This window comes from Agrobacterium sp. NPDC090283 (assembly GCF_044769685.1).
Classification (GTDB): domain Bacteria; phylum Pseudomonadota; class Alphaproteobacteria; order Rhizobiales; family Rhizobiaceae; genus Agrobacterium.
In genome coordinates this window covers 410,953-433,450 of record NZ_JBIVYG010000002.1, presented here as the reverse complement: position 1 = coordinate 433,450, position 22,498 = coordinate 410,953, and the positions used below count along the sequence as shown (strand labels likewise).

19 protein-coding genes are annotated in these 22,498 nt (G+C 60.4%); 11 read left to right on the top strand and 8 right to left on the bottom strand.

Features of this window, described 5'->3' with window-relative positions:
* Positions 1-6: 6 nt before the first annotated feature.
* From ACIQUH_RS04925 to ACIQUH_RS04895, 7 genes are all read left to right on the top strand, one after another.
* The gene (locus tag ACIQUH_RS04925; protein WP_400812904.1) at positions 7-903 is read left to right on the top strand and encodes an NmrA family NAD(P)-binding protein; all 897 of its coding nucleotides are present in this window, start codon (positions 7-9) and stop codon (positions 901-903) included.
* Positions 894-2,078 (top strand): LLM class flavin-dependent oxidoreductase, encoded by a 1,185-nt coding sequence (locus tag ACIQUH_RS04920; RefSeq protein WP_400812903.1) that lies wholly within the window; start codon positions 894-896, stop codon positions 2,076-2,078. Before ACIQUH_RS04925 ends, ACIQUH_RS04920 begins: the two co-directional genes overlap by 10 nt.
* 92 nt (positions 2,079-2,170) lie before the next feature.
* Positions 2,171-3,370 carry a M20 aminoacylase family protein gene (locus ACIQUH_RS04915; RefSeq protein ID WP_400812902.1) on the top strand — a complete coding sequence of 400 codons (1,200 nt, stop codon included), beginning with the start codon at positions 2,171-2,173 and terminating at the stop codon, positions 3,368-3,370.
* Between the two features lie 34 nt (positions 3,371-3,404).
* Positions 3,405-4,994 carry an ABC transporter substrate-binding protein gene (locus ACIQUH_RS04910; RefSeq protein ID WP_400812901.1) on the top strand — a complete coding sequence of 530 codons (1,590 nt, stop codon included), beginning with the start codon at positions 3,405-3,407 and terminating at the stop codon, positions 4,992-4,994.
* 439 nt (positions 4,995-5,433) lie between these two features.
* Entirely contained in the window at positions 5,434-5,784 is a 351-nt protein-coding gene (locus tag ACIQUH_RS04905) for a DUF3088 domain-containing protein (protein ID WP_400812900.1), read from the top strand.
* 39 nt (positions 5,785-5,823) lie between these two features.
* Positions 5,824-7,419: an ABC transporter substrate-binding protein gene (locus ACIQUH_RS04900; RefSeq protein ID WP_400812899.1), complete on the top strand. Its 1,596-nt coding sequence runs from the start codon at positions 5,824-5,826 to the stop codon at positions 7,417-7,419.
* 44 nt (positions 7,420-7,463) lie between these two features.
* Entirely contained in the window at positions 7,464-8,816 is a 1,353-nt protein-coding gene (locus ACIQUH_RS04895; RefSeq protein ID WP_400812898.1) for an LLM class flavin-dependent oxidoreductase, read from the top strand.
* A 16-nt stretch (positions 8,817-8,832) separates the two neighbouring features.
* Here the strand turns inward: ACIQUH_RS04895 and ACIQUH_RS04890 are convergent, their stop codons facing one another.
* The 7 genes from ACIQUH_RS04890 to ACIQUH_RS04860 form a co-directional block, all read right to left on the bottom strand.
* On the bottom strand, positions 8,833-9,804 hold the full coding sequence (locus ACIQUH_RS04890) for a LysR substrate-binding domain-containing protein (protein ID WP_400812897.1): 972 nt from the start codon (positions 9,802-9,804) through the stop codon (positions 8,833-8,835).
* A gap of 37 nt (positions 9,805-9,841) precedes the next feature.
* Positions 9,842-11,080: an acyl-CoA dehydrogenase family protein gene (locus ACIQUH_RS04885; protein WP_400812896.1), complete on the bottom strand. Its 1,239-nt coding sequence runs from the start codon at positions 11,078-11,080 to the stop codon at positions 9,842-9,844.
* A gap of 68 nt (positions 11,081-11,148) precedes the next feature.
* Entirely contained in the window at positions 11,149-12,204 is a 1,056-nt protein-coding gene (locus tag ACIQUH_RS04880; protein ID WP_400812895.1) for an aldo/keto reductase, read from the bottom strand.
* Between the two features lie 18 nt (positions 12,205-12,222).
* Complete coding sequence (locus ACIQUH_RS04875; protein WP_400812894.1) at positions 12,223-13,158, bottom strand: ABC transporter ATP-binding protein; 936 nt, start codon at positions 13,156-13,158, stop codon at positions 12,223-12,225.
* Positions 13,136-14,134: an ABC transporter ATP-binding protein gene (locus ACIQUH_RS04870; protein ID WP_400812893.1), complete on the bottom strand. Its 999-nt coding sequence runs from the start codon at positions 14,132-14,134 to the stop codon at positions 13,136-13,138. The genes ACIQUH_RS04875 and ACIQUH_RS04870 overlap by 23 nt, the downstream gene beginning before the upstream one ends.
* On the bottom strand, positions 14,131-15,126 hold the full coding sequence (locus ACIQUH_RS04865; RefSeq protein WP_400812892.1) for an ABC transporter permease: 996 nt from the start codon (positions 15,124-15,126) through the stop codon (positions 14,131-14,133). Before ACIQUH_RS04865 ends, ACIQUH_RS04870 begins: the two co-directional genes overlap by 4 nt.
* Entirely contained in the window at positions 15,123-16,112 is a 990-nt protein-coding gene (locus tag ACIQUH_RS04860; RefSeq protein ID WP_400812891.1) for an ABC transporter permease, read from the bottom strand. The genes ACIQUH_RS04865 and ACIQUH_RS04860 overlap by 4 nt, the downstream gene beginning before the upstream one ends.
* Positions 16,113-16,381: 269 nt before the next feature.
* Here ACIQUH_RS04860 and ACIQUH_RS04855 point away from each other — a divergent pair, with 269 nt between their 5' ends.
* From ACIQUH_RS04855 to ACIQUH_RS04845, 3 genes are all read left to right on the top strand, one after another.
* Positions 16,382-17,989, top strand: a complete 1,608-nt coding sequence (locus tag ACIQUH_RS04855; RefSeq protein ID WP_400812890.1) for an ABC transporter substrate-binding protein — start codon at positions 16,382-16,384, stop codon at positions 17,987-17,989.
* Positions 17,990-18,100: 111 nt separating this feature from the next.
* Positions 18,101-19,132: an ABC transporter substrate-binding protein gene (locus ACIQUH_RS04850; RefSeq protein WP_400812889.1), complete on the top strand. Its 1,032-nt coding sequence runs from the start codon at positions 18,101-18,103 to the stop codon at positions 19,130-19,132.
* Entirely contained in the window at positions 19,129-20,307 is a 1,179-nt protein-coding gene (locus ACIQUH_RS04845) for an acyl-CoA dehydrogenase family protein (protein ID WP_400812888.1), read from the top strand. Before ACIQUH_RS04850 ends, ACIQUH_RS04845 begins: the two co-directional genes overlap by 4 nt.
* Before the next feature lie 60 nt (positions 20,308-20,367).
* Here ACIQUH_RS04845 and ACIQUH_RS04840 read toward each other — a convergent pair whose 3' ends face one another.
* Positions 20,368-21,438: an LLM class flavin-dependent oxidoreductase gene (locus ACIQUH_RS04840; protein WP_400812887.1), complete on the bottom strand. Its 1,071-nt coding sequence runs from the start codon at positions 21,436-21,438 to the stop codon at positions 20,368-20,370.
* Between the two features lie 400 nt (positions 21,439-21,838).
* Between ACIQUH_RS04840 and ACIQUH_RS04835 the strand changes: the two genes are divergently transcribed.
* A complete protein-coding gene (locus ACIQUH_RS04835) occupies positions 21,839-22,441 on the top strand; it encodes an alpha/beta hydrolase (protein WP_400812886.1) in 603 nt (200 codons plus the stop codon).
* Positions 22,442-22,498: the final 57 nt, after the last annotated feature.

The following is a 22,498-nucleotide window of genomic DNA, read 5'->3' as shown; positions in this document are numbered from 1 at the left end:
GAGACTATGGCAGCCACCATTCTTGTAACCGGTGCAACCGGCAGGCTCGGCCAGCGTGTCGTCAGCCGTCTTTTGCAAAAACAGGCGATAGTTCGCGTACTGACCCGCAGGCGCGAGGATGCGCTGAAGCTCTGGGGCGACAGGGTCGATATTGCGGAAGGTAATTTTTCCGATCCGGCCAGCCTGAAAGAAGCTGCGCGGGGAACAGACAGGGTCTTCCTGCTTTCCCCCATCGGCGAAACGTTGGCGGCAGATCAGAAGGCGGTCATAGATGCTGCTCTTTCCGCCGGTGCGTCGCGGATCGTGAAGATATCCGGCTCCGACTGGACCATTGCGAATGCCGCACGCTCCATCTCGGGTGCGGCCCATGCTGAGGTCGAAACGCATCTGGCGGGACGCGGTATTGCGCATACGGTATTGCGGCCGAATGCCTGGATGCAGGTGGCGCTGGAGCCCGTTGTCGCCGCGCTGCGCAATGGCGGGGATGTGCCCGCCCGTTTCGGCCATGCGGCGGTCTCCTTCATCGATGCCGACGACATTGCCGATGTGGCGGTTCATGCGCTGACTGCCAGCGCGCCACTTGCCGGTCCGCTGGTGCTGACTGGCGGCGAATCCTTGACGGCACTGGAAATCGCCCGCATCGCGGCCCGTATTCTGCATCGGCCTGTCGGCGTCGCGCATAATGCTGCCTCCGTCTTCCCGCCGCATATCGGCGCCTTCGAACAGAAAGCGATCAGCGAATTCGGACAGCTCATCGGCGACGGTTTCGCGGCATCCGTCACCGATACCGTCGACCGGATTACCGGTCGTCAGCCCCGCAGCGTGGAGGGCTATCTGCGCGCCCGGCTGGCTGCGGCTGCCCCGCAGGGCGATCATTCCGAGGGAGAAAAGACATGGCGCTGACTGTTCCTTTGCCCGGTGGTCCGGAGCTGAAAGGCCTCGAACTGAAAAGTCCTATCGATTTCGATGAGAGCCCGCTCAGCCGTGCGGTAAAGCAGCCACTGATGCTGGGCCTGTTCCTCAATCTGCAGGACATCAATTTCTCCAGCCTGCCGACCAGCAACAGCTGGACCTTCGACTACAATGTCGAGCTGGTGAAGCGCGCGGAGGACCTCGGTTTCGAAATCGCCTTCAGCCGCACGCAATGGCTGCCCAAGGGCGGTTATGACGGCGAATCCTCGCTCGATAGTTTTATCGCGCTTGGCGCCATGGCGGCGGTCACGAAGAGCATCCTGCTGATCTCCACCATCCATGTGCTTTATGGGCCTCTGCATCCGCTGCATCTCGCCAAATATGGCGCGACGCTGGATCATATCGCCAAGGGGCGCTGGGGCATCAACATTGTCACCGGCCACCGCGCCATCGAGCATGAAATGTTCGGCTGGCAGCGTATCGACCACGACAAGCGTTACGATATGGCCGGAGAATTGTTCGATGTTCTCCATCGCCTGTGGGGGGAAACCGAAGACTTCTCATATGAAGGCAAGCTCAATCCCTGGGCGATCAACAATGGCTGGATCACACCCAAGCCCGCCTTTGGCCGCCCGCCGCTGGTGACGGCGACCGGTTCGCCCGCCGGCATCGATTTCGCCGCCCGCCATTCCGATCTGGTTTTCGTCACCTCACCCGGCGGCGCGCATATAGACAGCGCGCTGGAAACGCTGCCCGATCATGTCGCAAACATTAAAAACCGCGCAAAGGCCTATGGCCGGCAGGTGAAGACGATCATCAATCCGATCATCGTCAGCCGCGATACGGAGAAGGAAGCGATCGCCTATGCGGATGCCATCGAGGCCGGAAAACCGCAGCCCGGCACCCGCGCCTTCGCCACCAATAATTACGACAGCGACGCCCATGCCTGGCGCGGCCGCGGCGATGCGCGCCACAAGCAGGGTCGCAATCTTGGCGGCAATATCGAAATCATCGGTTCGCCCGAACAGGTGGTCGAGCAGCTTGTCGGTCTGAAAAAGGCAGGCATCGATGGTGTTCAGCTCAATTTTTACGATTTTCGCGAAGACCTCGACTATTTCGCCGAGCGCATTCTGCCCCTGATGAAGGAGGCGGGTCTGAGGCTCTGACACCACGTTCGCCTCTGCTTTCGAGTCCCCGAAACCCACCCTTCGCAATCGCCCGATTGCGAAAACGATATTTTTTGCCCTGAGGAGATACCGTGAATATCGCCGTCGATCCCGTCAAAACGCCCGCTCCTAAAATCCTGGATCGGATCGGGACCTATGTTCCCGACCTCGTCTCCATCCGCCACGATCTGCACCGGCATCCGGAAATCGGTTTCGAGGAGGTCCGCACGTCAGGCATTGTCGCTGAAAAACTCGCCTCCTGGGGCATCGAGGTGCATCGCGGTTATGGCAATACCGGCGTGGTCGGCGTGCTGCACGGCCGCCATGCGGGCAATCGCTCCATCGGGCTCAGGGCCGATATGGATGCCCTGCCGATGCCGGAGGAAACCGGGCTACCCTATGCGTCGGTCTATCCCGGCAAGTTCCACGGCTGCGGGCATGATGTGCACACCACCATTCTGCTCGGCACGGCCCGTTATCTGGCCGAAACCCGCGATTTTGCCGGCACGGTGGTTTTCATTTTCCAGCCGGCCGAGGAAGGTCTCGGCGGCGCGCGCGCCATGATTGCCGACGGGCTGTTCAGGGATTTTCCGGTCGACGAGATTTACGGGCTGCACAATTCCACCCATGCCGCGCCCAATCATCTGAAGGTTTCGCCCGGCACCATTCTGGCAGGGGCGGATTTCTTCGATGTCCGGTTAAGGGGCAGGGGTGCGCATGCGGCTCACCCGGATGTTTCGCGTGATCCGGTGCCGGCGACGGGTGAACTTATTCAGGCGCTGCAAACCATCGTCAGCCGCAATGTGTCGCCGACCGATCCCGCCGTCCTGTCGATAACGCGCATCGAGGCGGGATCGGCCTACAACGTCATTCCCGAAACGGCCGCGATTGCCGGAACGGTGCGGGCCTTTTCCGACGGCGTGCGCGAAACCATCCGGGAGCGCATCCGCACGATTTCGGATCACATTGCCGCAGCGCACGGCCTCACCGCCGAGGTGGATATTCGCGACATATTCTCGGTCCTTACCAATGACGATGCATCGGTGGATATCGTCGCCGGCGTGGCGCGCGAAGTGCTTGGAGACGAGCGCGTTTCCACAGAACCCAGCCGCTTCATGGGCAGCGAGGATTTCGCCGATCTTCTGAAACACGCGCCCGGCGCGTTTTTCACGCTTGGCCATTCCGGCACCGTGCCCGCCCATAATCCCGGTTTCATCGTTGACGACGCCATCCTGCCGGTCGGCGCCACGCTGTTTGCCCGTCTGGTCGAGACCCGGCTGAAGGCCGCCTGAGCATTTGAAAACAATTTCACAAAGGGAAACATCCATGGATATTACAAGACGCAAGACATTGCTTTTGAGTGCAGCGTTAACCGGGGCAATGTTGTTGCCTTCCCTGCCGGTTCTGGCGGCGGAAACGCCCAAAAAGGGCGGCATAGTCACCCTTGCGGGTCTCGGTGAGCCGACGACACTGGTGCCGCTTTCCGATTCCAATACGCGCACCCGCGCCATTTCCACGAAAATCCTCGAAGGGCTGGTGCGGTTCGACAGCGAGTTCAAACCGCACCCGGTGCTGGCCGAAAGCTGGGAAACATCGGCCGACGGGCTGCGTCACACTTTCAAGCTGCGCAAGGGCGTCAAATGGCATGACGGCAAGGATTTCACGTCGCAGGATGTCAAATTTTCCCTGCTGGCTTTCAAGAAGGTTGGTCCTCGCGGGCGCATCACCTTCGCCAATATTGCCGATATCGAAACGCCGGATCCGCTGACGGCCGTGGTGGTGCTTTCCAAGCCCGCACCCTATCTCCTGCGGGCGCTGACGGGTGGCGAAACGCCAATCCTGCCGGCCCACGCCTATGCTTCGGAAAACTATAATGAAAGCCCGAATGGCAATGCGCCTGTTGGCACCGGCCCCTTCGTCTTTGAGGAATGGAAACGCGGCAGCTATGTGAAGCTGAAGAAAAACCCGAATTACTGGCAGGCCGATCTTCCCTATCTCGATGGTTTCGTGGCGCGCTTTGTCGCCGATGCCGCCTCCACCACGATCTCTGTTGAAACGGGTGAAGCGGATTATACCGCCGATGTCTCCTACAGCGATCTGGAGCGCCTTCGGCAAAATCCGAAGCTCGCGGTGGAGGTCTATACCGACGCCTATCTTAACAATGCCGCGATATTCGAGTTCAATCTGGAGAACCCGATCCTCGCGAAGAAAGAAGTCCGCCACGCGCTGGCCCATGCCATCGACCGTGATTTCATCAACGATGCGATTTTCTTCGGTACGGCTAAACCGGCCGGGTCGAACATCCCCGCGGTCTTCACCGCTTATAATGACGAGAAGCCCTTCACCTATCCTTTCGATCTTGCCAGGGCGAACGAACTGCTGGACAAGGCCGGTTACCCGAAAGGCGCCGATGGCACCCGTTTTTCGCTGCGACTGGCCTTTCTGCCTTCCGACGTCTTCCGCAAAACCGCTGAATATCTGCGTTCCTCCTTCGGCAAGCTCGGCGTGAAGGTGGATATCGTCGAAGGCGATCTCGCCACCTTCATCAAGCGCGTTTACACCGAGCGCGGTTTTGACCTGACGGTGAACGGTATCAGCCGTCTGTTCGATCCGACGGCAGGCGTGCAGCGCCTCTATTGGTCCGACGGCATCAAGAACCCGGCGCCCTATGTCAACGCCGCGCATTACAACAATCCGAAAGTTGACGATCTTTTCCGAGCGGCTGCCATCGAAGTGGATGAAACAAAACGGGCAGGGCAGTTTCACGAAATCCAGAAAGTCGTCGGCGACGACCTGCCGAATTTCTCGATCGTTGCTTTGCCGACCGTCATTCTGCGCAACACCAGTTTGAAGTCCCTCGTGACAACCATCGATATTGCCTATAGCGACCTGGCGACGGCGTGGAAAAGCGAGTGAGGACGGAAATCCGGCGATCCTGCGGTGCGAGAGTTATGGCGAACTTTCCTCCGCATTCGACGTCATCCTCGGTCTTGTACCGAGGATCTGCCAAGGCATCCTCGCCTTGTAGGCCGCAGATGCTCGGGACAGGCCCGAGCATGACGAAGGAGAGGTTCTGCTCAACGGTCCTCACCAAAACCCGGCAATTCTGCCGGGTTTTTTATTGCCTAAAACTGCCCACTGCTTATTTTTTGCCTTCGCGCGATATGCTCCTTTTCGGGAAAAACATTGCGCTCCAAACAAGTCGCCCGAAACAGCGGTGCTGGCCAGGGAAGTTCTGAAAAATTCAGTTTCATCAATAATTTAACGCAAAGCATTTCTTCGCTTCAAAGCAAGAATTGCTTTCTGGACCCACGCTTTGGCGGCCTGCACTGTGAGCTGGAAATCTCACCCGCACATGATGGATGCCATGGCCAAGGATACGCTTTTTTTGATCGCCCCCGGTTTTGAGGACCCCAAGCACCCCGGTGTCCGCTTCGTCTGCCCGCATTGTAACCAGATCGAGGGCCTGCTTTCCGCATTTCCGGACCTTGCCGCCGGCATCGATATCCGCCGTGTCGGTTTCCAACGCCCGCGTGAGGCGGTCATCGCTGCCGTGGGTGAGGAAAATCAGTCGCTGCCGCTGTTCATATTTGCCGGCGACGCGCCCAGCGACGCCACGGCCAAGGGCGAGACCCATTTCATTCAGGACACCAAACGCATTTTGCAAATCCTCGCCGAGCGCCACGGGTTCCCGCAGCTGCATTGAGCTGCCGCACCCGCACATCGGATTTTTTCGGAGACAGACATGACCCTTTCCAGACGCCAGTTTCATAAAATCGCACTCGCCGCCGGCGCTTTCGTGGCGCTTCCGGGTGGTTCTTTCGCCGCTGCCGAAGAGCCCGTTTCGGGCGGCACGCTGAAGATCGTTTATTTTCCCGAGCCGACCCAGCTCGTGGCCATCAACACCAGCGCTGGCGGCCCGCAATTCATCGGTTCGAAAATTTATGACGGGCTTTTGACCTATGATTACGAACTATCGCCCAAGCCCAGCCTCGCGAAGGAATGGAGCGTTTCGGCCGACGGGCTGGAATATGTCTTCCATCTGCAGCCGAATGCGAAATTCCATGACGGTAAACCGGTGACATCGGCGGATGTGGAATTTTCCATCCTGCGGCTAAAGGAGGCCCATCCGCGCGGTCGGGCGACGTTCGCGAATGTCGAGAGTGTCGATACCTCCGATCCGCTGGTCGCGAAGGTGAAACTTTCCAAGCCGGCGCCGGGCCTGATCACCGCGCTTGCATCCTCGGAATCGCCTGTTGTGCCGAAGCACATTTTCGAGACCTTCAAGCCGACAGATAATCCCAAACCCGCCCAGATCATCGGCAGCGGACCCTTCGTGCTGAAGGAATGGGTACCGGGCAGCCATATCCTGCTGGAAAAAAACGCCGATTACTGGGACGCGCCGCGGCCTTATCTCGACCGCGTCATCATCCGCCTCATCAACGATGCGGGCGCCCGTGCGGCCGCGCTTGAAACCGGCGAGGGCGACATTGGCCCCAACCCGGTCGCGCTTGCCGATCTGGAACGGCTGAAATCCATCCCCACACTGAAGGTGGATGACCGCATCTATGCCTATGCCGGCCAGCAGAACCAGCTGGTGATCAATCTGGAGAACGAATACCTGAAGGAATTGAAGGTCAGGCAGGCCATCGCCCATGCCATCGACGTTCCGGCGCTCATCGATACCGTGCTTTATGGTTATGCCGTGCCATCGCCGACGCCGATCAGCCCCGGCCTTGCGAAGTTCCACAATGCGGATATCGGTTTTGCCAAGTTCGACGTCGTGCAGGCGGAGAAATTGCTGGATGAGGCAGGCTTTCCGCGCAAGGACGGCGGCAAGCGCTTCAAGCTCCGCGTCACCACCAACCCGTTCAATCCGCAGACCTATTCGGATTTCATCGCGCAGGCGCTGTCGAAGATCGGCATCGAGGCGGATATCCAGAAATTCGATTTCGGCACCTATGTGAAGGTGGTCTATACCGACCGCGCCTGGGACCTCTCGGTGGAATCCCTTTCCAATACCTTCGACCCGACAGCCGGTGTGCAGCGTGTCTACTGGAGCAAGAACTTCAAGATCGGCCTGCCGTTCTCCAATGCCAGCCATTACGCCAATCCGGAAGTGGACCGGCTGCTGGAAGCGGCGGCGGTGGAGCCTGACATCGAAAAACGCGCCGCCTTCTTCAAGGAGTTTCAGGCGGTTGTCGCCAAGGATCTTCCCGTCATCAATCTCGTCTCTCCCATCCAGCCGGTCGTCGGCAGCGTGCGCATCAAGGACTATGCGACAGGCGCAGAGGGGCTGAGCGGCAATCTCGCCAAGGCCTGGGTGACAAAGGAGGCGTGAGAGCCTCCTCACCTGCGGTTCAGAGTGAATAAGAGGTCATTTCCATGAGCAGAAAATCCGAAAAGCTGGTTCTCAATGCCTTCATCTATCCGGGCGGACATCATGAGGCAGCCTGGCGGCATCCGGACTCGGAGCCCCATCGCGTCACCGATATAAAGCTCTATCAGGATATCGCCCGCAAGGCCGAGGCGGCGAAGCTGGATGCCATCTTCTTTGCCGATGCGCCGGTGCTGGATGCCAATATCCGCTATGCCGCCCGCCACCGGCTGGAGCCGATCACCATGCTTTCGGCGCTCGCCGCCGTCACGGAAAAGATCGGCTTCATCGCCACGGCCTCCACCACCTATTACGAGCCATATAATCTCGCGCGGCTGTTTGCGTCCGTCGATCATATCAGCGGCGGCCGGGTTGGCTGGAACATCGTCACGACTTCGGCGGATGCGGCGGCCGGTAACTTCAATCTCCAGAAGCATCCGCCGCATGCCGACCGCTACCGTCAGGCCATCGAGTTCGTCGATGTGGTGACGAAGCTCTGGGACAGCTGGGAAGACGATGCCATCGTCGCCGACAAGGAAAGCGGTCTGTTTGCCGAGACAGACCGCATCCACCCCGCCAATCACGATGGGGAATTTTATCGGGTGCGGGGCGCGCTCAACGTGCCGCGTTCACCACAGGGCCGGCCGGTCTATGTGCAGGCCGGCTCCTCTGAGGAGGGGCGCGGTTTTGCCGCCCAATATGCCGAGGCAATCTTTACCGCGCATCAGACTCTGGAGAGTGCGCGGTCTTTTTATTCTGACATCAAGAGACGTGTTGCTGCCGCAGGTCGCAACCCCGCCCACGTTAAAATCCTGCCTGGCATCAGCCCCTTTATCGCATCAACCGAGGAGGAGGCGCGCAAACTTGAGGCCTCCTTCAACGATCTCATCCAGCCGGCCTTTTCGCTCGGGCAATTGCAGCGCATGACAGGCATAGACCTGTCATCGGCCGATCTTGACCAGCCGCTGCCAATAGAGGCCGTCGAGGCGACACGCGCGCAGGCGGATAGCAGCCGCCATCAGCTGGTCCTTGATGTCATAGACCGGGAAAACCCGACGATCCGACAATTGTTGCACCGGCTTGCCGGCGGGCGCGGCCACAAGGTGATTTCCGGAACGCCGGAACAGGTGGCGGACTGGATAGAGACCTGGTTCCGCGAAGGCGCAGCCGATGGTTTCAACATCATGCCGCCATGGCTGAATGGCGGGTTCGATATCTTCGTGGATGAGGTGGTGCCGATCCTGAAACGGCGAGGCCTGTTCCGTGAGGATTACGAAGGCGATACGCTGCGCGACCATTATGGCCTGCCACGGCCGGACAATATCTACACGGCCAGAGAGTTGCAAAGGGAACGCGCCTGAGGTGGGACGGGCGTGTTCAGGCGGCGGCCACGAGAGAGCGCATATCCTCGCGCAACAAAGCGAGTAGAGATGCGACCTCCGGCAGCCGCCGCCTGTCAGGACTGGTCAGCAGGTGATAACGGCTGGCAGTCGGTTGCGGTGATCCGAAGGGGGCGATAAGACGGCCGTTTTTTAGTTCCTCCGAAATCAGCGAGTGGCGCGCGAGGCCGATGCCATGGCCGGATGAGATTGCTTCTATCAGCGCCGTCTGGCGTGAAAAACGCGGGCCTGTCGCCGAAAGCCGGAGCGGAATGCGGCAGGCGCGCAGCCAGTTCGCCCATTCGAAGGCGGCGTCCAGGCCATTGCCGCGCAACATCGCAAAGCCAAGATCCCGCAATTGGGCGGGCTCGTCTGCAAGCCCATGGCGGGCTGCGAACTCGGGAGTGCAGACGGCGCTAACGGTATCGGCGAAAAGCGGCTCGTGAAGAAAGCCCGGAATTTGCGCGTGGGTGGCGACGATGGCGCAATCGGCATCAAAATGGGTGAGATCGACGGTTTCACCCTCGATGGATTCGATCGAAAGCTCGACGTCTCCAAGCGCCGGAACGATGCTGCCCAGCCGCGGCGCCAGCCAGCGGGCGGCAAAGCAACCTTCCGCCAGAACCTTCAACTGCGGTCTGGCATTCGAAACCATCAGGTCGGAAAGACTGCCGATCATGGTCTCGAAAGCATCGGCAAGACCGGGATAAAGCGCGCTGCCGGCATCCGTCAGCAGCAATTCGCCGCGCTGGCGGCTGAAAAGCGGCTGGCCGAGATGGGTTTCGAGAATACGGACCTGCTGACCGATGGCGGCGGTGGAGACATGCAGCTCCTCCGCCGCTCGCGAGAAGCTCGCATGGCGGGCGGCCACCACGAAGGCGCGCAAGGCGGTCAGCGGCGGCAGCCTGGAAAGTGTGGGCAGGCGAAAAGCTGCCCGGCTCGCGGCGGGAGCGACAAACTCCGTTCTCATTGGTGTTCCTCCTTTGCCGCCTGCATCTTCCGCATGGTCAGAATACCCGGCCTTCCCTGAGGTGCGTCGTGGTGCCATTGAGGTAATAGTCACCGATCACCCGCGCCTTGTGGGCCAGCGGATTGTGATTGTAGACCGTGCGGATGTTGCGCCAGTGGCGGTCGAAATTCCGGTCGCTCGATGTCGCCGAGCCGCCGCCGAGTTCATAGAGATTGGTGGCGACGGTGAGCGACAGCTGCGAGGCGATGATCTGGGTGCGGGCGGTGGCAAGCGAGCCTTCCAGCAGGGCTGCCTCAATGGCCTCTTCGTCACCATTTGCAAAGGCGGCAGCCGTTCGGTCGAGCGTTCTGGCCGCTTCGCGGATGAGTGTCTTGACGGCGAAAGCTCCGGCACTGATTTCACCCAGCATCTTCTGCACGAAGGGATCCTGATTGGCGGTTTCCGCAGCGCTGTGAAGCGTGGTGCGCGCCTGACGCAGAACATACTCCACACCATCGTTGAGCGCGCCCTGAACGGCGCCGGCGGCAGACGCAGCAAGGTGCAGCTGCCGCATGGCCGAGCTGTGGCGGCCGATCTGGGTGCCGAGCTTGCGGGTTGTCAGCTCATGCGGCAGCACCTCGACATTCTCAAGCAGCACGCCGCCGCTTGCCGTCATGCGCTGGCCCATGCTGTCCCAGTCGTCGAGGATGGTGATGCCGGTGCGATCAAGCGGAATGAGCACGCCGATTGGCTGCTCGTCATCGCCAATGGCGCTGAAGGTGCCGAAATCGGCAAAGGCCGTACCGGTCGCATACCATTTGCGGCCGTTCAGCCGGTAGCGGTCGCCATCGGCACTCAGCCGCGTGGTGATTTCGCCGGGGCGTTTGGTGCCCTGCTCGGTGCTGGCGCCCGCAAAGAGCTTGCCTGCGAGGACCTGTTCAAGATGCCGCCGGTCCTCCAGCTCGATGGGTGCAAGGGCGAGATTTTCGGTGAAATTGAAATGGCTGCGAAGCGCGTGCGGAATATTGCTGTCGGCTTCGCCGAGGGTCATCAGCACTTCGATATAGTCGGCAATCGAGCCGCCCGGTCCGCCCTTGGCTTCGGGAACGCGCAACGTGCCGATCTTTGCCTCCTTGATAAGGGCGAAGATATCGAAGGGCAGTTCGCGTTCGCGCTCGCGACGGGCGGCATCCCGAGCCGCGATAGCCGCAATGTCCTTTGCTCGGGCCAGGATCTCGTCACGGCTCGGCACGCCGGAATTATCGGTGGTGGTTGTTTGCAGTTTCGGATTGGACATTGCAGCTTTCCCTGAGCGGATGTGAGGGCCTGCGGCACGGCGCGCCGCAGGCATGTTCGTCTGGACGTTCAGGCGACCGCGCGCGGCTTGAGCGCCGGGCGGTGTGCGGGTGCGAGATTGCGCGGCACGCGTCCTTCGACGGGATGGCTCGGATCGTTGAAACCGGGTGTCGACGGATGGCCTGTCGTGACGAGGCTGTCGACCAGCGCCTCATCTTCCGCATCGATCTTCACATCGAGCGCGCGGATATATCCGTCCCAGTGTTCTTCAGTGCGCGGGCCGGTGATGGCGGCGGTAACGAACTTGTTGTTCAGCACCCAAGCGAGCGCGAAATCCGCCGCCGAAACGCCCTTTGAAGCGGCATGGGCCGCGACCTTCTGGGCGATTTCAACCGATTCCGGACGCCATTCTGTTTCCAGAACGCGCTTGTCGCCACGGCCAACACGGGTATCTGCGCCCGGCTGTTCGCCCGGCTGGTATTTGCCGGTGAGGACGCCGCGTGCGAGCGGTGAATAGGATACCACGCCTAGGCCATAATGATCGGCCGCCGGTAGCTGCTCGGCTTCGGCCGTGCGGTTGACGATGTTGTAGAGCGGCTGGCTGGCAACCGGCCGGTCGATGCCGAGCTGATCGGCCAGATGCGAAATTTCAGCGATGCGCCAGCCGCGGAAGTTCGACACGCCGAAATAGCGCAGTTTGCCGGCACGAATGAGATCGGCGATGGCGCGCACCGGCTCTTCCAGCGGCGCATCGAAGACGGCGCGGTGGAAATAGAGGATATCGATATAGTCGGTGTTGAGGCGGCGGAGAGAATTCTCGACGGTTTCGATTACCCATTTGCGGGAATGGCCGCCAAGGTTCGGGCCCTTGGTATGGGAGTTGACGAATTTCGTCGCCAGAACCCAGTGATCGCGCGTGGACTTGATACCGCGGCCAACGACCTCTTCCGACTTGCCGTCGTGATAGACATCGGCGGTATCGATGAAGTTGATGCCCTGTTCGCGCGCCTTGTCGATGATGCGGAAGGCCACGTCATCCGGTGTCGGGCCTCCGAACATCATCGTTCCGAGGCTCAGCGGTGACACTTTCAGCGCGCTGCGTCCGAGATAGCGATAGTCGACCATTATGGTTGCTCCTTTAAGTTATTGGGCATGGTGGCAGGCCACGGCGTGGTTCTTGCCGAAAAAGGTGTAATCCGGCGCTTTTTCGCGACAGAGATCGGTGGCGAGCGGGCAGCGTGTGTGAAACCGGCAGCCGGATGGCGGATCGTGCGGGCTCGGCAGATCGCCGGAAATCGGTGCCGCCTGCTTGCGGCGGGCGGGATCGGGAACGGCAGCGAGAAGGGCGCGAGTGTAAGGATGCTTCGGAGAAGCCCAGAGTTCCGATGTCGGGGCGCTTTCGACGATCTTGCCGAGATACATGACCAGCACGCGGTCGGAGAAATAACGCACCACGGACAGATCATGTGAGACGAAGAGATAGGACAGCGAAAGCCGCTTCTTCATCTCCACCAGAAGATTGAGGATCTGCGCCTGTATCGAAAGATCGAGCGCCGAGACCGGCTCGTCGCAGACCACCAGTTCCGGTTCCAGAACCAGTGCGCGGGCAATGCCGATGCGCTGGCGCTGGCCGCCGGAAAATTCATGCGGAGAACGGTCGAGCGAATCCGCCGGCAGGCCGACCTGCGCGACGATGGCTTCAACAATCTCCCGCTGGTGCGCTTTGTCGCCGATGCCGTGCACTTTCAGGGGCCCGGTAAGGATGGTGCGCACCGTCTGTCGCGGATTGAGCGAAGCGAAGGGATCCTGAAAGATCATCTGGATGCGGCGGCGTATGCCGCGTAGCTGCGAAGGCGTCATGGCCGTCACATCAGCGCCCTTGAAGGTGATCCTGCCGGAAGACGGCTCGACCAGACGCATCAGCGACTTGCCGAGCGAGGATTTGCCGCAGCCGGATTCGCCCACCAGTGCCACGGTTTCGCCCGCCTCGATATCAAGTGAGACGTCATCGACGGCGCGCACGGTGCCGCGTCCGCCCGTGTAATGGGTGGACAGACTATGCACTGACAAGAGCGTCATTGGATACCTCCTGGGATGTGGGAGCAACGAAGGGGCAGGCCGCGTATCGGCCTTCCGAAATCGGCCTCAGCGGCGGCACGAACTGCCCGCAGAAGCCGCGGGCGCTCGGACAGCGTGGCCGGAAGGCGCAGCCGCGTTCCCCCGTGGCGGAAACGATGGAGCCCGGAATTTCGATGAGGGGCCCGTCGCGATAATGCTGGCCGTCTTCCGCGCGCGGCGAGGCGGCAAGCAGGCCGCGCGTATAGGGATGGTAGGGGTTGGAGAAAACCGGTTCCGGCAGCCCTTCCTCCACTTTACGGCCGGCATACATGACCATCACCCGGTCCGCCCATTGTGCCACGATACCGAGATCGTGGGTGATGAGGATGACCGCCATGTTGAGATCTCGGCGCAGATTGTCGAGCAGCTGCAGGATCTGCGCCTGTATCGTCACGTCAAGTGCCGTCGTCGCCTCGTCGGCGATCAGCAGTTTCGGATTGCAGGCGACGCCGATGGCGATCATCACACGCTGGCGCATGCCGCCGGAAAGCTGGTGCGGATAATCATCCACCCGGCGTCGGGCGTCGGGAATGTTGACGAGGTCCAGCAGCTCGATGGCGCGTTTGCGCGCCTGATGCCGGTCGATCTTCTCATGGATGCGCAGCACCTCGATGATTTGCTCGCCGACCGTCAGCACGGGGTTGAGCGAGGTCATCGGCTCCTGAAAGATCATGCCGATATCCCGGCCGCGAATGCCGCGCCATTGCCGCTCGGAAAGCGGCAGCAGATCGCGGCCCTCGAGCAGAACCCGGCCGCCGGTCTTGGCGTGGGAGGGCAGGAGGCCGATCAGGCCGAGCGCGGTCAACGATTTGCCGGAGCCGCTTTCGCCGACGATCGCCAGCATTTCGCCGGGACTGACATCGAAACTGACGCCTTTGACCGGCTGGGCAGAGCCGAAGCTGACGGAGAGATCATGGACTTCGATCAGTTTGCTCATCGGCGTTCCTCCGAAAAACGGGGGTTGAGCGCATCGTTGAGGCCATCGCTGATGAGGTTCAGCGAAATGACGGTGAAGACGATGGCAAGGCCGGGAAGGGCGGTCAGATACCAGGCCGTGCGGATGACATCACGGCCGGAACCGATCATCGAACCCCAGGAGACACGGTTGGGATCGCCAAGCCCCATGAAGGACAGCGCTGCTTCCATGAGGATCGCGCCCGCCACCATGACGGATGAGGTGACGATGATCGGTGGCAGCGCATTGGGCAGGATTTCCTGAAACACGATGCGGGCATGGCCATAACCAAGGCTGCGGGCGGCGAGCACATAATCCTTTTCGCGGATGGCGCGGAATTCCGCACGGGTAAGACGCGCAACGAGCGGCCAGGTGATGATGCCGATGGCTGACGTGACCGTGGTGACAGACGGCTGGGCGATGGCGACCAGCACCACCAAGAGCACGAAATTCGGCAAGGTCTGGAAGATTTCGATGAGCTTGACGAGGATGTCGTCAATGACGCCACCGAAATAACCGGCGAAAGCGCCAACCGCGATGCCGATGGTGAGCCCGATCAGAGTTGCCACGACACCGACGGTGAGCGAGATGCGCGCGCCATGCACGATGCCGGCCAGAACATCCCGGCCCATGGAATCGGTTCCGAGCGGATAGGCCGCGTTCTGGCCAGGCCACAGGAACGGGCGGGCCACCATTTCCAGGGGATCGCCAGGATAGATCAACGGGGCGATCAGTGCGGTGACGATGACGGTGGCGAGAAACAGCAGGCCGACGATGGCATTGGGATTGGTGAGGAAGATTTTCAGTTCGCGCCGCAGTCCACGTCGCGGCACGGAGACCGAGCGGGCCGAAAGCGCATCCGGCGCATGGATATAGGGCCAGGCCTTTTCTTCCGGCTTTTTCGGTTTGGGATTGGTCTCGTCAGCGCCAAGTTCCGCCGTGTTGAGAGCCGCTGTCGTTTGGGATGAGTTCATCGGCTTTCTCCGATGCGGGGATCGAGCCATGCCTGCAACAGGTCCACGGCCGCATTGACGATGATGACGACGAGGGAAGAGAGAAGCAGAATGCCGAGCAGCACACTGAAATCCCGCGCCATCACGGCTTCGAAGGCGAGGCGGCCAAGGCCTGGCCAGCTGAAGACGGTTTCAACCACAACGGCGCCGCCGAGCAGGCCGCCAATATGCATGCCGGCCATGGTGGTGATGGGGATGAGCGCGTTGCGCAGGATGTGGCGTGTGGTGAGCCTGATCGGCGAAACGCCCTTGGCGCGCGCCGTGCGCACATAGTCCTGCGATTTCACTTCCAGCATGGCTGCGCGGGTGAGGCGGGCATAGATGGCCAGAAAATAGAGCGCCAGCGACAGGGCAGGGAGCACGATGTAGCGCAGCCTGTCGAGAAAGGCGGCGAAACCGGTAAGGCTGCTGCCGATGGTGCTGTCACCGCCTGAAGGAAGCCAGCCGAGCTTGACCGAAAAGGTCAGGATCAGCATCAGGCCGATCCAGAAACCCGGCACGGAATAAAAGATCAGCGAGCCGATCGAAATGATCCGGTCCGGCAGCTTGCCGGAAAAAAGCGCCATGATGGAGCCGAGGAACACACCGACGAAGATTGCGATGCCAAGGGCCGCCCCCATCAGCGCAAGCGTGCCGGGCAGGCGCTGGCCGATAAGGTCTGCCACCGGCATGCCGTAGCGCGGTGAAAAGCCGAGGCTGAACTGGGCCAGATTGCCGAGATAATTCATCAGCTGATGCACAACCGGCAGATCGAGACCGAAGCGGGAGCGGATTTCCGCCATGGTCTCGACGGTTGCCGAGCCAGCTTCCGCCGCCAGCACGTCGGCCGCGTCGCCGGGCGCCAGTTGCAGCAAAAAGAAGTTGAGTATGACGATACCGAGAACCGTCGGAACGGCCTGAATGGCCACCCGTTTTGCCTGCGATAAAATCCTTTTCGAATTTGACATCGGCTCCAGTCCGCAATCGTGAAAACATAAATCCGCCGGTCAAGGCATGGACATTAGTTGACTAATTTTATGGAATTTGTCAAAGAGTAATAGAATTATTTTCTGAAATTTACCGAAATACGCGCCATAAAGAAAAGATAATTCCTGATAATGAGAATGATTGGTCCTTCATCCCAATCTCGCTCTCGTCTGCAGAACAAACTTCTTCTTGGGCGCGGTCATTCAGTTTTGCCGGTTTGTCGCCGGTTCAATCAAGGAGAGGGTATCGCATGACTATTTTCAACCAGACGACGCGGCGCGGATTTCTGCTGGCTTCGGTGGCGCTCGGCGTGGTGTCGTTGCCGGGGCTGAAGCTGCAGGCGGCGGAGCCGGCAAGCGGCGGCACGGCCACCCTGCTCATCTCATCGGAACCGCCGGTGCTGACGACGATCGCACATACGGCCTATAATTCCGTCTATATATCGCCAAAGGTGACCGAAGGTCTGCTGACCTATGATTTCGATCTCAATCCCAAGCCGCTCTTGGCCAAGTCATGGGATGTGAGCGCGGACGGCCTGCGTTACACTTTCACGCTAAGGCCCGGCGTAAAGTGGCATGACGGCAAGCCCTTCACTTCCGCCGATGTGGCTTTCTCCATCAATACCATCAAGGAAGTGCATCCGCGCGGCCGTAATACATTCCTGAACCTCACAAGCGTCGAGACGCCTGATGAGTTGACGGCGGTTCTGGTTCTTTCCAAACCAGCGCCATACCTGATAACGGCGCTCGCTGCCGCCGAAACGCCCATCGTGCCGAAACATCTCTATGAGGGTACGAAAGTGACGGAAAATCCGGTCAATCTCGCCCCCATCGGCACCGGTCCGTTCAAGTTCAAGGAGTGGGTACGCGGCAGCCATATCGTTTTTGAGCGCAATGTCGATTATTGGGATGCGCCGCGCCCCTATCTCGACAAGCTGATCGTCCGCTTCATTCCTGACGCTTCCGCCCGAGCGATTGCCATTGAAACCGGCGAGATCGATCTCGCCCCCAGCACGCCGGTTGCCTATAGCGATCTCGACCGCTTGAAAGAGCTTCCCAGCCTCGGTTTTGAGACAAACGGCTATCAATATTCGAATTCCGTCAGCCGCGTGGAGTTCAATCTCGAAAAGGATGTGTTCAAGGATGTGCGCGTCCGTCGCGCCTTCGCGCATGTGATCGACCGCAACGTCATCTTCAACACCGTCAATTACGGTTACGGCGCGACCATCACCGGGCCGATCAATCCGAAGCTGACGAAATGGTTCGTGGATGATCTGAAGACCTATCCGATCGATCTGAAGGCCGCCGAAGCGCTTCTCGATGAGGCCGGATACAAGCGCGGTGCGGATGGTATCCGTTTCAAGCTCAATCTGGATTATGTGCCCAGCACCGAGGCCTATCCGCGCGGCGCGGATTATATTCGCCAGGCGCTGGCCAAAGTCGGTGTTGATGTAACGGTACGCACGCAGGATTTCGCCACCTATACCAAACGCATCTACACGGATCGCGATTTCGATTTTGCCTATGAGGGCATGAGCAATCTCTTCGATCCGACCGTTGGCGTGCAACGGCTTTATTGGTCGAAGAATTTCAAGAAGGGCGTGCCCTTCTCCAATGGTGCCGCCTACAGCAATCCGAAGGTGGACGCGCTTCTCGAAGCCGCCGCCATCGAGATCGATCCGGACAAGCGCGTCGCGCAATGGAAGGAAATCCAGCAGATCCTCGTCGAGGACGTGCCGGCCATCGACATCGTCGCGGCACCTGAAATCACCATCTTCAACAAGCGCATCGCCGATCACACCATTGGTGCCGAAGGTGTCGCGGGAAGCCTCGCCTTCGCGCATATCGCGGCATCCTGATCGTCTCGCCAAATCCGGCTCGCTCTTTGGTGCGGGCCGGTATGTCTCCCTTCAGTCGACAGGCACCGCGGCATCGCTTCCGGTGCCATCGTTTTCATCGAGGCCAAAGCCATGAGCACGACACTTTCCGAAATCTGGTACACACGCTGCCCGGTGCCCACGCCGGTGGGGCTGGCGGCGCAACTCGGTTATCTCGGGCAGACCTTCGAGGAGATCGGCATATCGCTGAAATCCATCATCGATTCTCCTGACCGTTCGGTTCGCCAGAGCCATTTCAACCACACGCTGGAATGGTCCTTCCGCCACGGCGGCAATGTGCCTCCCATCCGCGCCCGCTCGGAAGGGCGCAATACACGCCTTATTGGGGTGACCTGGACGGACGAGTTTCAGGCAATCATCACCCTGCCGGAAACCGGTATCCGCTCGCTTGCCGATCTCGCCGGTCGCCGTTTCGGCGTGCCGCGCCGGCCGGAAGGCATCGTCGATTTCATGCGCGCGACGGCGCTGAAAGGCGTCGTTTCGGCGCTTTCGCTGGAAGGGCTGAAGGTCGAGGATGTCGAGCTCAGGGACATCGTCATCAAGGATTCGGTGCTGGCCTCTCAGGAAGGGCCGTCGCTGTTCGGCCTGAAGCGCCGGCAATCCTTCGGCGAGGAGATCATCGCGCTGCTGCGGGGCGAGGTCGATGCGATTTTCGTCAAGGGAACGGCCGGCATTGCCGCCGCGAATTTGATCGGCGCGGTGCAGGTGGCGGAGTTCGGTTTTCATCCCGATCCCAAAATACGCATCAATTCCGGTTCGCCACGGGTGCTGACGGTCGACGGACGGCTTGCCGATGAGCGCCCCGATCTGGTGCAGCGGCTGGTTGGCGCCATCGCCAGGGCCTCGCTCTGGGCGGAACAGCACCCGGAAGAGACGCGCCGTTTCATCGCGCGCGAGGCCGGTGCCACAGAGGAACAGGTTCTGGCCGCCAACGGAGCTGAGGTTCACCGCCATCTCGGTCTTGGCCTCGATGCCGACCTTGTCGGCGCTGTGGGCCACTACAAGGATTTCCTGCATCAATGGGGCTTCCTTGAAAAAGACTTCGATCTTGGCGACTGGATCGATGATCGTTTCGTTACGGCAAATGAAAGGGCGGTGGCATGAGCGTTGCACTTTCCGCCGTTCCGGATGCGCCGGCGCAGCGGCCCGATCCCGTCGCCATCGCAGCCGCGCTGGCCGGGGATTTCAGCCTGACCGCTGCGGATCACGATAAAAGCGGTGAATTCGCCGCCGGCAATTTCGAGGCGCTTTTCAAGTCCGGCCTGCTGGGTCTCGTCACGGCTGAAAAGGATGGCGGCTGGGGCGAGGGCATGGAAACGGCCCATGCCGTCATTACGGCCATAGCCAAGGGGGATCCGTCGACCGCCCTTATCCTTGCCATGCATTATAGCGTCCATGCCGCGATCCGGCGTGGCAAGTGGCCGGCACCACTTGCTGCAAAGGTATTGGCCGCCAATAGCAGGGAACCGGCGCTCCTGAACAATGCCCAGGCGGAGCCGGGTGTCGGTTCGCCGGCCCATGGCGGCCTGCCGGAAACGACGGCGCGGATCGAAGGCGATGTCTGGGTGGTCAATGGCCGCAAGAGTTTCGTCACCGGCCTGCCGGGTCTGAAATGGGCGATCGTGCTTGCCGTTACGACGGAAGAGACGCCGCGCCTCATTCAGCTTCTGGTCCCTCTCGATGCGGCTGGTATCGCCCAGGAAAAAGCATGGGAAGCGACCGGCATGTATGCCACAGCCAGCCATGATCTGGTGTTGAACGAGGTAAGGGTACCGCTTGCCGACATTGTTGCCGAACAGCCGGCGGATGAGCCGCTGCGGCGTGATGAGGCGGACGGTTATAATTTCTTCGTGCTGCTGGCTTCCGTCTATCACGGTGTCGCCCTTTCGGCGCGGGACGATCTGTTGCGCCATCTGAATGGCCATGTTCCGGCAAGTCTTGGCGCGCCGCTGTCCTCCATTCCCCGCATTCAGGAGGGTCTCGGGCAGATCGAGGTGCTGCTTGCGGCGAACCGACGCCTCCTTCTCTCCGTCGCCCGTGATGTCGATGCGGGGGAGAGAGTGGGAACCGATGCGCTGGCCGTTCGCCATGTGGTCATCGATAATGCGGTGGCGGTGACGGATCTGGCGCTGGAACTTGGCGGCAATCGCGGCCTGCGCCGGGATTACGACCTTGAACGCCATCACCGTGACGCCATAACGGCAAGGGCGCATGCGCCGCAGAGCCATATGATCCGAACGATTCTCGGTCGTCAGAGCATCAAGGCAGCGGGCGGTTGACCGACGAAACAAAAGGGCGGCCCTTTCCGAGGCGGGCCACCCTTGTTCAAGCCACGCCGATCAATCCCGCAGCAGCGGCAGCAAGCTGTTGCCCTGCCGTTCGATTTCCTTGAGATAGGGCGTGTCGGAAAGCACGAAATGGCTGATGCCCAGCGCACGGTATTTGCGCAATGACGCGGCGACATCTTCCGCCGAACCGACAAGCCATGTGGTTCCCGCCCCGCCGCCGCCGAATTTGCCGGGTGCAGTATAAAGATTGTCGTCCAGCACGTCGCTCTGACGGTGCAAATCCAGCAGGCGGCGCTGGCCGACCGCCACGGACTGAAGATGGTCGTTCCAGCGTACGCCATTGTTTGCGGCCATTTCGGCAACTTTCGCTTCCGCATCGCGCCACGCCTCGGCCGTGGTTTCGCGCACCAGCGTGGTGATCCGCAGGCCGAATTGCAGCGGCGGCAGATCGCGGCCGAGCTTTTCACTGAAGTGCCTGAGCCGCTCGATCCTTTCGCGCACGCCGGCGAGCGGTTCTCCCCAGAAAAGCTGCACATCGGCCTCGGTTGCGGCAACCTGCTCGGCTGCTTCGGAAGCGCCGCCGAAATAGAGTTTGGGATGTGGCCGGCCTTCGCGTGCGGCGATGCGCGGCGAGACGGTAGAGTTCGTCACGCAAAAATGATCGCCGTTAAAGGTGACGTTTTCCTCCGTCCAGAGCCGCCGCACCAGCCGCATGAATTCTTTCGTGCGGGCATAACGCTGCGCCTGGTCGCCTTCTTCGTCGCCATAGGCGGCAAGCTCATCCCTGCCGGAGACGATGTTGATCCGAACTCTACCACCGGAAAGCTGATCGAGCGTGGCGGCGGCCGATGCGAGGTTGGCGGGCTTCCAGTAGCCGGGACGGATAGCGATCAGCGGCTCGAATGTGGTGGTGCGCGCCGCAAGCGCCGTTGCCACGGTAAATGTATCCGGACGTCCCCAACCGGTGCCGACCAGCGCGCCTTTCCAGCCATGGGTTTCAAGCGCCCGGGCATGGCTCGTCAATGTATCGAGACTGTTGTGATTGTCGCTGACGGCGTCGCCCCGGTGGCCGGGTTTGACGTCATTGGGGATGTACCAGAGAAATTCGCTCGTGCTGCTCACATTATCCGCCTGAATTTTCGTTTTATGGTGCGGTGGAATGGCCCTGCCGACGTTTGGCCTTCACCACTTGGGGCTCCCGGGAGGCGCAAGCCTCCGCAGCTGCGAGAATGGCAAAGCGGCGGCGGTCCTGCGAAGCAGCGGCGTTTCTTTTGTCATGCGGCGGAGGAAAAGCTTTCCGTCTGGAAAGCCTATATTGCACATATTTTCTATATAAAAAATTTGAGGAAATGATTTCCTCTGATCGAGATTATCTCCGTCATGGAGAAAGCATTTTCTGTTCTATCGAAATTGTCTGGATCGATTTTTCGCGAGGCTTCGAAAGGTGAGCAAGGCAATAGTCGACGGAAATCGCGAAATTCACCATGCTTGCGACATACCGCCCATAACCCACGGAGCAGGCATGTGTACCACCTTGATTGTCCCTGGCCTGAATGGTTCGGACGAAGGACATTGGCAGCGGCACTGGTTGCTGGATGATCCCGACTCGCAGCTGGTCGATCAGGACAATTGGGAATGCCCGGTTCTCGAGGACTGGCTCGATCGTCTCGAGGCAGCGCTGGCAACAGTCGAAAGCGCTTATATCGTCGCCCACAGTCTCGGTTGCCTGCTGGTGGCGAATATGGCGTCTCGACCCTCCGCCGCCAAAATCAAGGGCGCGCTTCTGGTCGCACCCGCCCATCTCGATCGCGTTGAGGCGATGCATCCCTGTATCGTCCGGTTTGGCGCGTTTCCGCAGCAACCGCTTGCTTTCCCCAGCCTCGTCGTAGGCAGCATGAACGATCCTTATATGGATTGCGAGGAGCTCGCGCGCAGTGCGCGCCTGTGGGGGAGCGATCTCATCAATCTCGGCGCCGTCGGACATATCAATATTGCCAGCGGCTACGGGCGCTGGCCCGAAGGTTATGCTCTTCTCGAGCGGCTGAAAGCCGATAGTGCACCTGCAAAAGCGGTGGCCGGATCGAGACTGCGCAGATTGACGGCCCAGGGCGACGCGCATTTTTAGAGAGAGATATCGGGCATTCCAGCCTTCCTTGCTACACGGGATGGATGCGGGTCTGTT

Coding starts and splice junctions, on each gene's coding strand:
- ACIQUH_RS04925 (WP_400812904.1), top strand. CDS start 7: ATGGCAGCCACCATTCTTGTAACCGGTGCAACCGGCAGGCTCGGCCAG.
- ACIQUH_RS04920 (WP_400812903.1), top strand. CDS start 894: ATGGCGCTGACTGTTCCTTTGCCCGGTGGTCCGGAGCTGAAAGGCCTC.
- ACIQUH_RS04910 (WP_400812901.1), top strand. CDS start 3,405: ATGGATATTACAAGACGCAAGACATTGCTTTTGAGTGCAGCGTTAACC.
- ACIQUH_RS04905 (WP_400812900.1), top strand. CDS start 5,434: ATGATGGATGCCATGGCCAAGGATACGCTTTTTTTGATCGCCCCCGGT.
- ACIQUH_RS04900 (WP_400812899.1), top strand. CDS start 5,824: ATGACCCTTTCCAGACGCCAGTTTCATAAAATCGCACTCGCCGCCGGC.
- ACIQUH_RS04895 (WP_400812898.1), top strand. CDS start 7,464: ATGAGCAGAAAATCCGAAAAGCTGGTTCTCAATGCCTTCATCTATCCG.
- ACIQUH_RS04890 (WP_400812897.1), bottom strand. CDS start 9,804: ATGAGAACGGAGTTTGTCGCTCCCGCCGCGAGCCGGGCAGCTTTTCGC.
- ACIQUH_RS04885 (WP_400812896.1), bottom strand. CDS start 11,080: ATGTCCAATCCGAAACTGCAAACAACCACCACCGATAATTCCGGCGTG.
- ACIQUH_RS04880 (WP_400812895.1), bottom strand. CDS start 12,204: ATGGTCGACTATCGCTATCTCGGACGCAGCGCGCTGAAAGTGTCACCG.
- ACIQUH_RS04875 (WP_400812894.1), bottom strand. CDS start 13,158: ATGACGCTCTTGTCAGTGCATAGTCTGTCCACCCATTACACGGGCGGA.
- ACIQUH_RS04870 (WP_400812893.1), bottom strand. CDS start 14,134: ATGAGCAAACTGATCGAAGTCCATGATCTCTCCGTCAGCTTCGGCTCT.
- ACIQUH_RS04865 (WP_400812892.1), bottom strand. CDS start 15,126: ATGAACTCATCCCAAACGACAGCGGCTCTCAACACGGCGGAACTTGGC.
- ACIQUH_RS04860 (WP_400812891.1), bottom strand. CDS start 16,112: ATGTCAAATTCGAAAAGGATTTTATCGCAGGCAAAACGGGTGGCCATT.
- ACIQUH_RS04855 (WP_400812890.1), top strand. CDS start 16,382: ATGACTATTTTCAACCAGACGACGCGGCGCGGATTTCTGCTGGCTTCG.
- ACIQUH_RS04850 (WP_400812889.1), top strand. CDS start 18,101: ATGAGCACGACACTTTCCGAAATCTGGTACACACGCTGCCCGGTGCCC.
- ACIQUH_RS04845 (WP_400812888.1), top strand. CDS start 19,129: ATGAGCGTTGCACTTTCCGCCGTTCCGGATGCGCCGGCGCAGCGGCCC.
- ACIQUH_RS04835 (WP_400812886.1), top strand. CDS start 21,839: ATGTGTACCACCTTGATTGTCCCTGGCCTGAATGGTTCGGACGAAGGA.